13 protein-coding genes and 1 pseudogene are annotated in these 11,461 nt (G+C 32.4%); 8 read left to right on the top strand and 6 right to left on the bottom strand.

Annotation, left to right across the window (positions count from 1 at the left end; genetic code table 11):
* Nucleotides 1–78: 78 nt before the first annotated feature.
* The 3 genes from Q0975_RS23240 to Q0975_RS23250 are packed head-to-tail and all read left to right on the top strand — an operon-like array spanning nucleotide 79 to nucleotide 3,131.
* Nucleotides 79–1,161: an HlyD family efflux transporter periplasmic adaptor subunit gene (locus Q0975_RS23240; RefSeq protein ID WP_299441440.1), complete on the top strand. Its 1,083-nt coding sequence runs from the start codon at nucleotides 79–81 to the stop codon at nucleotides 1,159–1,161.
* Nucleotides 1,161–2,423: an FtsX-like permease family protein gene (locus tag Q0975_RS23245; RefSeq protein ID WP_299441443.1), complete on the top strand. Its 1,263-nt coding sequence runs from the start codon at nucleotides 1,161–1,163 to the stop codon at nucleotides 2,421–2,423. The genes Q0975_RS23240 and Q0975_RS23245 overlap by 1 nt, the downstream gene beginning before the upstream one ends.
* A gap of 9 nt (nucleotides 2,424–2,432) precedes the next feature.
* Nucleotides 2,433–3,131 (top strand): ABC transporter ATP-binding protein, encoded by a 699-nt coding sequence (locus tag Q0975_RS23250; RefSeq protein ID WP_299441446.1) that lies wholly within the window; start codon nucleotides 2,433–2,435, stop codon nucleotides 3,129–3,131.
* Between the two features lie 23 nt (nucleotides 3,132–3,154).
* Here the strand turns inward: Q0975_RS23250 and Q0975_RS23255 are convergent, their stop codons facing one another.
* Nucleotides 3,155–3,991, bottom strand: a complete 837-nt coding sequence (locus Q0975_RS23255; RefSeq protein ID WP_299441449.1) for a universal stress protein — start codon at nucleotides 3,989–3,991, stop codon at nucleotides 3,155–3,157.
* Nucleotides 3,992–4,214: 223 nt separating this feature from the next.
* On the opposite strand from Q0975_RS23255, the gene Q0975_RS23260 reads away from it, so the two are divergent.
* Nucleotides 4,215–5,039, top strand: coding sequence for a DUF6544 family protein (locus tag Q0975_RS23260; protein WP_299441452.1), 825 nt, complete (start codon nucleotides 4,215–4,217; stop codon nucleotides 5,037–5,039).
* Nucleotides 5,040–5,090: 51 nt separating this feature from the next.
* Here Q0975_RS23260 and Q0975_RS23265 read toward each other — a convergent pair whose 3' ends face one another.
* Genes Q0975_RS23265 through Q0975_RS23280 form a run of 4 tightly spaced genes read right to left on the bottom strand, consistent with a single transcriptional unit; the run spans nucleotide 5,091 to nucleotide 8,134 of the window.
* Complete coding sequence (locus tag Q0975_RS23265; RefSeq protein WP_299441455.1) at nucleotides 5,091–5,579, bottom strand: hypothetical protein; 489 nt, start codon at nucleotides 5,577–5,579, stop codon at nucleotides 5,091–5,093.
* Nucleotides 5,580–5,594: 15 nt separating this feature from the next.
* Entirely contained in the window at nucleotides 5,595–6,572 is a 978-nt protein-coding gene (locus Q0975_RS23270) for an MlaD family protein (RefSeq protein WP_299441458.1), read from the bottom strand.
* A gap of 22 nt (nucleotides 6,573–6,594) precedes the next feature.
* Nucleotides 6,595–7,347, bottom strand: coding sequence for an ATP-binding cassette domain-containing protein (locus tag Q0975_RS23275; RefSeq protein WP_299441461.1), 753 nt, complete (start codon nucleotides 7,345–7,347; stop codon nucleotides 6,595–6,597).
* Nucleotides 7,348–7,351: 4 nt separating this feature from the next.
* Entirely contained in the window at nucleotides 7,352–8,134 is a 783-nt protein-coding gene (locus tag Q0975_RS23280) for an ABC transporter permease (RefSeq protein WP_299441464.1), read from the bottom strand.
* A gap of 147 nt (nucleotides 8,135–8,281) precedes the next feature.
* On the opposite strand from Q0975_RS23280, the gene Q0975_RS23285 reads away from it, so the two are divergent.
* From Q0975_RS23285 to Q0975_RS23295, 3 genes are read left to right on the top strand one after another with little or no spacing between them, the layout of a single operon-like run.
* Nucleotides 8,282–8,554 carry a heavy metal-associated domain-containing protein gene (locus Q0975_RS23285; protein WP_299441467.1) on the top strand — a complete coding sequence of 91 codons (273 nt, stop codon included), beginning with the start codon at nucleotides 8,282–8,284 and terminating at the stop codon, nucleotides 8,552–8,554.
* 21 nt (nucleotides 8,555–8,575) lie between these two features.
* Nucleotides 8,576–8,761: a hypothetical protein gene (locus tag Q0975_RS23290; protein ID WP_299441470.1), complete on the top strand. Its 186-nt coding sequence runs from the start codon at nucleotides 8,576–8,578 to the stop codon at nucleotides 8,759–8,761.
* A 24-nt stretch (nucleotides 8,762–8,785) separates the two neighbouring features.
* Complete coding sequence (locus tag Q0975_RS23295; RefSeq protein ID WP_299441473.1) at nucleotides 8,786–9,541, top strand: Bro-N domain-containing protein; 756 nt, start codon at nucleotides 8,786–8,788, stop codon at nucleotides 9,539–9,541.
* Here the strand turns inward: Q0975_RS23295 and Q0975_RS23300 are convergent.
* Entirely contained in the window at nucleotides 9,536–10,264 is a 729-nt protein-coding gene (locus tag Q0975_RS23300; protein ID WP_299441476.1) for a sulfite exporter TauE/SafE family protein, read from the bottom strand. The genes Q0975_RS23295 and Q0975_RS23300 overlap by 6 nt on opposite strands.
* Before the next feature lie 198 nt (nucleotides 10,265–10,462).
* Between Q0975_RS23300 and Q0975_RS23305 the strand changes: the two are divergent.
* Nucleotides 10,463–11,180: pseudogene (locus Q0975_RS23305) on the top strand (rhodanese-like domain-containing protein).
* Nucleotides 11,181–11,461 lie beyond the last annotated feature (281 nt).

Consider the following 11,461-nt stretch of genomic DNA (forward strand, 5'->3'; position numbering starts at 1 on the left):
ACTCTCTTTGTTTTTAAATATGATAAATGTCATTCCTAAATACAGTGTTTTCAATGAAATTTGAATAAAAATAAAATCATGCATAGGCTCGTAATAACGTTCTTGTTTTGTTCTATTCTGATTTCTTGTGAGGATAAGGATCAAAAGATTCAACCATCAATTAGCGATATTACAGAATGTGTATATTCTTCGGTTACTATTCAACCGGATAGTTTGTATCAGGTGCATGCAGTGGTACAGGGTATTTTGGATAAAAATTTAGTCGAAGAAGGGGATGTCGTAGCAAAAGAAACTCCATTATTACAGATTATTAATAGTAATCCAAAATTAAATACCGAAAATGCGAAACTATCGTTAGAACTTGCTCAGAAAAATTATAATGGAAATGCTGCAATTCTTAATGGAATCAAAGATGAAATTAAATCTGCGGCGCTTAAAATGACCAATGATTCAATAAATTATTGTCGCCAGAAGAATCTATGGGATCAACAGATCGGTTCTAAAGTAGAATATGATACCAGAAAACTGACATATGAGCTTTCTGCAAAATCTTTAGACCTTTTAAAGAATAAATATGATAGAACTAAGGACGAACTAAAAACACAACTTAAACAAGCAGAAAATAATTATAAAACTTCATTGACTACTACCAAAGATTTCACAGTTAATAGTAAGATTAATGGAAAAGTATATGCATTATATAAAAACCCTGGAGAAATTGTCAATACGCAAGAACCAATTGCTTCTATTGGTAGTGCAACGGTTTTTTTAATCGAAATGTTGGTGGATGAGGTGGATATTGTACAATTAAAGAAAGGTCAGAAAGTCATTATAACACTTGATGCATATAATGGGAAGGTTTTTACAGCAAAAGTCAGCAAAATATACCCCAAAAAAGATGAAAGAAACCAAACTTTTATGGTAGGAGCTCTTTTTGATGAAAGCCCTGAAGTATTGTATCCAGGTTTATCCGGCGAGGCAAATATCATAATTGCGAATAAAAAACAAGTGCTAACGATTCCAAAACAATATGTAATTGATGATTCTAAAGTGAAAACAGAAAACGGGATCGTTGAGATTGAAATCGGATTGCAAAGCATGGATAGCGTAGAAATTATATCCGGAATTACTGAAGAAACTTGGATTTATAAATCGAATTGATGGTCAACTGGAAAGTTATATTGAATATTGCCAAAACACATTTGATTACCAAAATCAAGCAAACAGCTACTGCGGCACTTGGAGTGACATTCGGTATCGGCGCATATATTACACTGGTTTGTTTTATGACAGGACTTAACGGAATGTTAGATGATCTGATTCTTAATCAAACACCACACATTCATATTTATAACGAAATAGAACCTTCAGAAAAACAGCCTGTTGATCTGTATGATGAATTTCAGAATACACTTAATATTGTACATTCTATCAAACCGAAACAAAGTCAGAAGCGCATCCATAATGTGCTTCCGATAATCAATTATTTGAATAAAGATCCCGAAGTGCGAGGTGCGATTCCTCAAATTAAAACACAAGCTTTTTACATAGCAGGATCTATTGAAATAGGAGGCAATATTACCGGAATCGATATCATGAAAGAGGTAGAACTTTTTAATTTTAAAGACTATATCGTAAAAGGAGAACCCCAAGATCTAAAAAATAATGAAAATGGTATTTTGTTAGGTTCGGGAATTGCAGATAAAATGTCTCTGGATATTGGAGATAGGGTTCAGATAAGCCCAATAAAAGGAGATGTTTTTCCGCTTAAAATTGTTGGGATATTCCAAAGTGGTATCGCAGACATTGATAATATTCAGAGTTTTACGAATATAAAAACGGTGCAACGAATTTTAGGAGAAGCTGAGAATTATATAACCAATATCAATGTAAAACTATATAACATCGATAAAGCTGTTCCTTTAGCAAAGAAAATCGAACAGCAGTTTAAACTCAAAGCAATCGATATTAATACCGCTAATGCACAGTTTGAGACGGGTACAACGATCAGAAATTTAATTACCTACGCGGTATCGATTACGTTGTTAATTGTGGCAGGATTTGGGATTTATAATATCCTTAATATGCTTATTTATGAGAAGATGAATGATATTGCTATCCTAAAAGCGACTGGGTTTTCTGGTAAGGATGTACAGCTAATCTTTATGAGCCAGGCTATGATTATTGGTGTTGTTGGCGGAATTTTAGGTTTGCTAATTGGTTTTATATTATCCAATGCTATTGATCAGGTTCCTTTTCAGACAGAAGCATTACCTACAGTAGAGACGTATCCTATTAATCATAATCCATGGTTCTATGTTATTGGAATCACATTTGCTATGATTTCGACGTTTTTAGCTGGGTATTTACCTTCCAGAAAAGCAAAAAAAATAGATCCAGTTAGAATCATAAGGGGGCAATAAATAGATGTGATGGAAACAGTTCTCGAGGCAAAGAATATCAATAAGTATTTTAAAAATCCGGTGCTTTTTCATGTGCTTAAGGATATTAGTTTCAAGGTACGTGAGGGAGAGTTTGCTTCGATCATGGGAAAATCTGGATGTGGTAAATCTACCTTGCTTTATATATTATCTACAATGGATACAGATTATGAAGGTGAATTGTACCTTAACAATGAACTTGTTACCAGACAGGAAAGAGAGTATCTTTCTTATATCAGAAACAAGCATATTGGTTTTGTATTTCAGTTTCATTATCTGTTATCCGAATTCTCAGTATTAGAAAATGTAATGCTACCCGCGAAAAAATTAGGAGAAAAAACACTGCAGGAAATCGAACACGATGCTATAGAAAAACTACGAATTTTAGAGATAGATCATTTGGCAAAAAAAAGAGCTTCCAGAGTATCAGGAGGAGAAAAACAACGAGTGGCTATTGCGAGAGCTTTAATAAACAAACCATCGATTATTATGGGTGATGAACCTACGGGGAATCTTGATAGCTATAATTCTGATAATGTTTTTAATATTTTCAAACAATTGAGCGACGAGCAAGGACTTTCATTGTTAGTGGTGACACACGATCTTGATTTTGCAAACAAAACCGATCGAATCATAGAAATGGGTGATGGTCGAATTTTGGAATCGGATATACAAATGCTAAAAAAGTAAGATCTAATTATAACGATAATTCTCTAAGAATTAAAACTCAATAAAGGAATTGATGTATGCGATTCTACCTTTTTTACCAAGTCTCTATGAAATAGTTTTTTGAATAACCCTTTGTCTTCACGCTCCAGTAAAGATACAAGATCTGCTTTTTTATCTTTTAGATAGGTGTTTAATTTATCGTAAATACTATCCGATATCAAATTGTCAAAATCCAGATTAGGATAATCTACATTTTGTTCTACCATTTCTTTAAACCAAGCCATTTTGTTTTCCTCTTCTTCTGTGTCTTTTGTGGAAATATGAACAATGTGGATTTCTGCGTCAAAAGGAGATGCCAGATGCGCTAATTTTTCAATTGCAAAGATGTCTCTTTCTTCAAAATCAGTAGCATATACCAAGTTCTTTATTTGTTTAGCACTACTATTATCAGGAATTACCAGAAGAGGGCAAGGAGCTTTTGTAATCAATGTTTTTGCAATATCTCCTTCTAGCAATCCGCGTGTACTGTTTTCGTCCTTTATTCCAATAATAATCATATCCGTAGACAAGCTTTTTCCTTTTTCTAAAATCCCATCTACAACGGACATATGCTTGATCACTGAGGTTTTTACATTATTATCTTCAAAATCATCTCCCAGATGCTTAGCGCAATAGGTTTTTATGATAGAATTTTGTTCCGCATACGCTCTTTTTACAGTTTTACTTAATGGACTTATGATCGTAGTACCTGGAAATGAAGGGATATCAAATACGTGAAGTATAATCAATTGTGCTTTTATTCTGGTACTAAGATCATACGCATACTGCAAAGCTGATAAAGAATGATCCGTGTAATCTGTGGCATATAGAATAGTTTTCATGACTTGTGATATTTTGTAATGAAACTATAACATTAGACCCAAAATAAAAATGACATAAATCAGTAAATTAATCTAATAACTAATTGATATGTATTATGTTAATTACCAGACCTGACAGGTTTTGGAAACCTGTCAGGTCTATAATCAGTGCGTTGGAGCATATATGATTTTCCTCATTTGGATTGAATATATCTGACTATATCTTTAACTAAAATAGGTGCTAATGAAAAAAGTGATTAAAATGGTCTTAGCGATTGTTTTTGGAATTGTAATATTACTGACATTAGTTAGTATAGCTGGGATTTCATTATTTAACAGTAATGTGGAAAAAGAAAAAGAAGTTTTTTTTGATGCTAACATAAAATCCGATGATAAGATTTTATTAGAAGATTTAGATACACTTCCTGATTTAATAAAAAACTATCTAATTAAAGTTGGAGTAGTGGGGAAATTAAAACACTGTAATGTAGTATTCAATCAGAAGGGAAGAATTAGAAATAATCCTGATAAAAGTTGGTTAGAGTTTACGGCAACTCAATATATGTCTTCTACTAACCCTGGATTTATATGGAAAGCAAAAAGTTTACCAATGCTTATTAGAGATAAGAGTATAAACGCTAAAGGCGAGGTGAAAGTTAGTTTTTTGGGCCTAAAAAATGTAACTCAAATTTCGGGTTTAGAGGCAGATCAAAGCTCTTTAGGAAGATATTTGGGAGAGTTGATATGGTTTCCAATTGGGTTTTTGGATCCTGATATTTTTTGGGAAATAATAGATGCTAAAAGCGTAAAAGTAATAATGGTGAAAGGAGATCTTACGCTAGATGGTGTTTTCTTTTTTAATAAGAATGGACTCATAGATCGTTTTGAAACGAAAAGGTATAGAAATTTTACACTAGAAAATTTTATTGGAGAAATTGGAACATATAAAAATTATGATGGATTGTTGATTCCAGATTCAATGACTGCGATTTGGAATCTCAAAGAACGAAAATTTGAATATTTTAAAGCAACTATTGTAGATTATAAAATATCAGGCATTAGTTATTGATAACCTGTTTGTTGCTTTTTTAGCGTGATAAATATCTTTTAGGAGCAATCATTAATACCCAACCTTTTTTTTAGCAGAAGGTACTTCCCATTGGATCATTTGTTTTAGAAATTCATCTACTTTTTCTGTAATTACTTTTTCTGTTATCATTTCCGGAGCGTATATACCTAATTCTATCACATTGCTTTCCTGGGGTGTATTCTCAATCTCAGGAAATAGCATAAAAATGTAGATATCCCCATTATACGATTGAGAGAAGATTAATGCGCCGCCTGGCAAAAACTGAAATGCAGGTATCTGGTTGGTACAATCCATCAATTCTTCAGGAAAAGAATCAAAAGTAATATTAACTGCCTCATTATTATGAATCCAGCTCAATTCCTGAACCTTCCATCCAATATCATATAGTTTTACAATGGTTTTTAGGGTTTTAAGAAGAAATACTTTGGTTTTTGTTTTCCAAAGTAATCTTTTGTCTACAACTATTTTAATAGAAGTTCTATAATCATTTACCCGTTCTTCTAGATGTTCAATTTTCATATCAAGGATTTTAGGTTAATTCTTCTTTTTCTTTTCTCCTTTTTCTAGTTTCTTGAAATATCCTCTGAAGAAGAAATTGTGTTTCAGCGCTTCCATATTTTGATTAAATCGATCTGTTCCCTCTTTTATATTATTCATTGTAGCATCTATATTCTTAACTAAGGATTGATCTTCTGTTAAATAATGCAAAGCACCTTTTCCAGAAACAACTCCCTTTAAAACCGAATCAAGATTTCTAGTTACTGCTCCTATATCTACACTGGATTGTTGTAAATTATCGACGATCGTCTTCATTTTTTGACCAGATATACTATCCGTTAGCAGAACACCAGCAACACTTTCATTTTTGTTAATAGATGAAATAATATCATTTAGTTCATTAATGGCTTTTGATGCCCCAGTACTTGTTTTTTTTAGTTGAAAGATTGTCTGTTTTAGGTCTTGTGCCATCGTTGAATCATTGATCAATAATCCTAGTGTTCCTTTACCTTTAATAATTTCTGTAGTTATTTTTAATAAGTCAGCGGTCAGAAGAGCTGCATTTTCATTGGTAACGTTCAATGTAGTAAGCATATCATCAGAACCGATTCTACTATATGACTGTATAGTATCTCCAGAAATCACGGATGGTAATTTACTCTCCCTGGGAATAATATTTACAATCATATTACCAACCAATCCATCAGAACCAATAGTAGCGACAGCATCTTTTTTAATATGTTCTCTAATATTTTCCTGGATAATCATTTCTACCATAATTTTAGAATCACTTATCATCTGAATTTTAGTTACGGTCCCAACATCAATCCCAGAATAGCGAACATTATTACCCAGTTGTAAACCATTTACATTAGTAAATTGAGATGTAAGTTTTATACTTCTGCCAAATAAATTCTGCCGATTTCCAACGAAATAAAGTGCTGTTACCAATAATAATGTTCCCAAAACTGTAAAAACACCTAATTTTAATTTTTGTGAAATTGATTTTTGCATAATGACTAATTTTCTTTGTTCTCTAATGCTTAAAAAAAGCTTTTATCTGAAAGTCATCTGATTGCGATAACTCTTTATATGTGCCTTGTGCATAATTAATCCCATCTACTAATAAAATGATTCTGTTAGAAATCACACGAGCGCAGTCTACATCGTGAGTAATGATCAAGGATGATGTACCATACTTTTCCTGAATGTTACGCATCAGTTGTATGATTTCTTTTGCAGTTATAGGATCTAATCCTGTGGTAGGTTCATCATATAGAATAATTTTAGGTTTCAAAATAAGGGCTCTTGCTAAAGCCACGCGTCTTTGCATGCCACCAGAAAGTTCTGCCGGCATTAAATCTATAGCATCTGCTAGACCTACATTTTCTAATGCTTCAATGATCAAAGCCTCTGTGGTCTCTTTCATTTTTAGTTTTTCCTTATGTCTGCGTAATGGAAACTCCAGATTTTCTCTAACGGTCATTGAATCGTATAAAGCGCTTCCTTGAAATAAAAATCCAATTTCCGTGCGTAATAGATCTAATTCAGTTTGGCCTAAAATAGTAATGTCTTGACCTTTAATTCTAATACTTCCACTATCAGCTTGCATTAAACCCACAAGACATTTAATCATCACAGATTTTCCCGAACCCGATTTACCCATCACCACTAGGTTTTCTCCTTCAAATAGTTGCAAACTAAAACCATTCAATACGTGATTATCGCCAAAGCTTTTTCGTAATTCATTGAGTTCTAAAACGGGTGATATGTCTGTGGTGTTTTTCATCAGGTTAGATTTCAAAAAAAATATCTGATACAAATACCGCTATAAAGTCAATCACAAATAACAACATAGACGTATAAACAACTGCAGAATTAGATGCTTCTCCAACGCCGGCAGTTCCTTTTTTGCAATGATATCCTTTATAACATCCCACAAGCCCAATAGCAAAACCAAAAAAGAATGATTTTATGGTTGCAGGAATGATATCACTGAATTTTATTGCATCAAAAACCTGGTTAAAATACAGTTGATAGGATACCGCACCTTTTATGTTTTCTATGATAGCCGATCCAAATAAGGCAATAGCATCTCCAAAAATAATGAGCAGTGGAAGCATTAGTGTCGTAGCTGTTATGCGTGTCACAACGAGATATTTAAAAGGGTTTGTTCCAGATACTTCCATAGCATCAATTTGTTCAGTAACCTTCATAGATCCTAATTCTGCACCTATCCCAGAACCAATTCGCCCTGCGCAAATTAATGCAGTAATTACAGGTCCAATTTCTCTTACAATAGAGATGCCTACCATAGAAGGCATCCAGGATTCAGCCCCAAATTCCATTAACGTAGGTCTGGATTGTAGTGTAAATACTAAGCCCAAAATAAAACCGGTAACACCAACTAATAATAAAGATCGGTTACCTATATGATAGCATTGGCGCAATAATTCTTGAAATTCAAAAGGTCTGGTGAATACTTCTTTGAAAAAACGAAGTGAAAAATAAGACAAGTCGCCAATTTCGGTAAAAAAAGCTTTTGTTCTTTCTACTATTCTCAGTGATTGTGTCATAGATGTAGTACTAAATATGCCTATAAAGATAGATTTGCGGTTTTCTAATAAAAATGATATTAATCAGATTTACGTACCTTAAAGGCTGATAATTATCATAGTTAAAGGATATCTGTACTCTTATTTTTATGCTATTAAAATATAATTATGAATACAACTGTAGAAATTCAAAATTTAAAGTGTAGTGGCTGTGAAAGTACAATAGCGAAAAAATTACACGATCTTAAAGGAGTTAGAGATATATCTGTCAACATTAATGACTGTACAGTTTCCTTTAGTTATGATACTGATGATGGAGTAGAAACTGTCCAAAAAGAACTTACCAGACTTGGATACCCTTTAGTTGATGATGGAAATAATCTGGGTAGAAAAGCAAGATCTTATGTCAGTTGCGCTATCGGAAGAATACAAAAGAGTTAGCATTATAAAAACACCTTCAAAATGAAAGAAAAAGTACAAAAAAAAGCCTCGTCGAACACTGTGTATGGTTTAGGAATTATTGGAGCATTAATCTATTATATAAGTAATGCCACTACTTTTTGGATGGGAGTGTTAGGAATTCTTAAGGCTATTGTTTGGCCAGCTTTTTTGGTGTACGAACTTCTTAAATATGTAGGAGCTTCTTGATATTATTAGTCAAAAATGGAAACAATGGATACACAAATCACCAAAAAAGAAAGTGCTAATTATTTCCAACAATTAACATCTATAGAAATCGATAATCAAATATGGTTTATTGCAGAAGATGTTACAGCTGTTTTAGAACTTGAAAATGTAAATGAAGTATGGAACTCTTTGGATCCAGAAGAGCGTTTTGCTACAGAAATATATAAAGATGGTAAAAAGGAGAATGCGAATTTAATTTCTGAAGGTGGTTTATACGCTTTGATCTTCCGAAGTAATACCAGAAAGGCGAAAAAATTCAGGAAATGGGTTACTAATCAAGTGTTGCCTTTGATTAGGGTTAGGGGATATTATAATACAAAACGTTTAGAAATTCCCAATTTTGTAATTAGGTTTAATGATAATTGGGATCGAGTTTCACCGGGCTATTTTTCCGTTTTGAGCGAACTTTTTATACGTTTATACGGACGTTTTGAGCAGGAAGGATATATTTTACCTAGTTATGCATTAGATGGCAAAGAGATGAGACCCGATATAAGTGTAGCACTTTACTTTGATAAATATCTGGAAGAAAAGTTTCCTCAGTATAATCGTGAGTACAAAACGTATTTACACAGACTTCCTAACGGAAAAGAGGTAGAAGTAAAACAATATAGTAATCATTTATTGTCTGTATTCATCAATTTTATAGATAACTATTGGTTACCTGAATATGCCAGTGAATATTTTGAGAAAAGAGACAAGAAAGCCTTAGAATATCTTCCGAAACTCTTACCATCATAAATTAGCAATGATACTAGCAATCCCAATTGCCAGAATAAGAAATAATACAAATTTTCTAAATTGCTCTTGAGATATTTTATTTAGTATTTTCTTCCCAATCCAAGTGCCAAGAATGCTTACCACAATTAAAAAAGGAACTAAGTACAAAATTTCCTGTTTCATATAACCATTAAAATAGTAGACAATAGTTCTACTAAAATCTACTCCTAAGTCGATGATCGCAGAGGTAGCAATAAATTTATCTTTATTCATTTTAAAAGCTGCCATGGTAATACCTCTTATGGCTCCACCTGTACCCAAAACTCCAGCACTTAGCCCGGATAATGAGCCTCCGATTATAGCATTTTTTGTGGTTGATTTTACTTTAAGTTGCTTGAAAATTAAGAATATAAGACTCAGACCAATAAGAAAAAAACCTAAAAACCAAGTCAAGATTTGCGGATCCAGATATTTACTTAAATAAGCACCAACAGAAACAAATAATACCGCTGGAACTCCTAATGTGAGAACTAGTTTTTTATCCAATCCTTTTTTAAACAAGGCAATTTTGGTTACGTTACTGGAAAGATGAAATAATGCTGTGAGCCCCAACACTGATTGAAAATCTAAAAAGAAATTTGCTACAGGAACAAAGAATACAGAAGATCCAAACCCACCTACTGTTCCTAATATTTCTGAAAGAATCGCAAGGATGATAAATATTGGTAAGTATCTGTCAAGCATATTTCTAGTTATATATACATAAAAGTATGACGTATTATGATCATAATTTATGATAAATATCACTTCAGATTAGATACAAAAAGGTGTCATCGTTCATAAGTGTCTCTGTTTTTTGATTTAAATAAAACTGCTATAGGTTGCGGTATTTTTAATTAATCATGTCTTTGAGAAATTATTTGATATTTATTTCAAGGAAAAATGAGAATTGAACTAATGTATACAGGTTGTCTTTCACAGGGAGCATATTATATAGAAAGTAAAGGAGAGGTAGCTATTATAGATCCGATTAGAGAGATAAAACCTTATATTGAAAAGTCAAAAGAGAATAATGCAAGTATAAAATATATTTTCGAAACTCATTTTCATGTGGATTTCGTAAGTGGACATATACCGAGATCTATTTTTATTGGTTTAGATGGTGGTTTTGCACCTTGGGTAGGTCCATTAATAGGAGATGTAAAACAATCTATATTATTGATTACACCTAAGAGAAGAAGAAACTATCACCAGACTTTCCAGAGTAGGATTTGATAATATTTTAGGGTGTCTAAAAGGAGGTTTTGATACTTGGCAAAAGGCTGGTAAAGAAATAGATACTTTAGATTCTATTTCTGCGGATGTTTTTAAATAGAAACTTTCTGATAATGTTCCGGTTTTTGATGTAAGAAAACCTTCAGAGTTTTCTACTGCACATGTTAAAGATGCTGATAATACTCCACTTGATTTCATTAATAAACATTTTGCTCAATTTCCAAAAGATAAAACTTTTTATATTCATTGTGCTGGCGGATATCGTTCCGTAATTGCTGCTTCTATTTTAAAAAGTAGAGGAATTCATAATTTGGTGGATATTGCAGGCGGTTTTAAAGCAATCCAAGAAATAGGAATATCTGTGGAAAAACTTCAGGAAAATTAATTTTTCATAGCCCAACATGATATTAATGAATATTAGGAAGATGTAATAACTCCAATGATAATATTCTAATATACTTTTTATCTCCATTCAGTTTTGATGATATTCTTCATGAAATATTAACAGTTATGTAGTTATCTGTATTGAAAAAATCTATAATATGTAAAAGCGAAGTTTAGGTTTGTGATTAAGGAAATAGCTTGTGTTTTTTTTATTTTAATTATTTGATTTTCAAGTTTTTAATAATTTTTTAAGTTTAAGAAAATTAAGAAGAATATCCTCGT

The organism is uncultured Aquimarina sp., assembly GCF_947500065.1.
In the GTDB taxonomy this organism is placed as follows: domain Bacteria; phylum Bacteroidota; class Bacteroidia; order Flavobacteriales; family Flavobacteriaceae; genus Aquimarina.

Bases quoted from the DNA above. Each gene is read 5' to 3' on its own strand.
- Q0975_RS23240 (WP_299441440.1), top strand. From the start codon at position 79: ATGCATAGGCTCGTAATAACGTTCTTGTTTTGTTCTATTCTGATTTCT.
- Q0975_RS23245 (WP_299441443.1), top strand. From the start codon at position 1,161: ATGGTCAACTGGAAAGTTATATTGAATATTGCCAAAACACATTTGATT.
- Q0975_RS23250 (WP_299441446.1), top strand. From the start codon at position 2,433: ATGGAAACAGTTCTCGAGGCAAAGAATATCAATAAGTATTTTAAAAAT.
- Q0975_RS23255 (WP_299441449.1), bottom strand. From the start codon at position 3,991: ATGAAAACTATTCTATATGCCACAGATTACACGGATCATTCTTTATCA.
- Q0975_RS23260 (WP_299441452.1), top strand. From the start codon at position 4,215: ATGAAAAAAGTGATTAAAATGGTCTTAGCGATTGTTTTTGGAATTGTA.
- Q0975_RS23265 (WP_299441455.1), bottom strand. From the start codon at position 5,579: ATGAAAATTGAACATCTAGAAGAACGGGTAAATGATTATAGAACTTCT.
- Q0975_RS23270 (WP_299441458.1), bottom strand. From the start codon at position 6,572: ATGCAAAAATCAATTTCACAAAAATTAAAATTAGGTGTTTTTACAGTT.
- Q0975_RS23275 (WP_299441461.1), bottom strand. From the start codon at position 7,347: ATGAAAAACACCACAGACATATCACCCGTTTTAGAACTCAATGAATTA.
- Q0975_RS23280 (WP_299441464.1), bottom strand. From the start codon at position 8,134: ATGACACAATCACTGAGAATAGTAGAAAGAACAAAAGCTTTTTTTACC.
- Q0975_RS23285 (WP_299441467.1), top strand. From the start codon at position 8,282: ATGAATACAACTGTAGAAATTCAAAATTTAAAGTGTAGTGGCTGTGAA.
- Q0975_RS23290 (WP_299441470.1), top strand. From the start codon at position 8,576: ATGAAAGAAAAAGTACAAAAAAAAGCCTCGTCGAACACTGTGTATGGT.
- Q0975_RS23295 (WP_299441473.1), top strand. From the start codon at position 8,786: ATGGATACACAAATCACCAAAAAAGAAAGTGCTAATTATTTCCAACAA.
- Q0975_RS23300 (WP_299441476.1), bottom strand. From the start codon at position 10,264: ATGCTTGACAGATACTTACCAATATTTATCATCCTTGCGATTCTTTCA.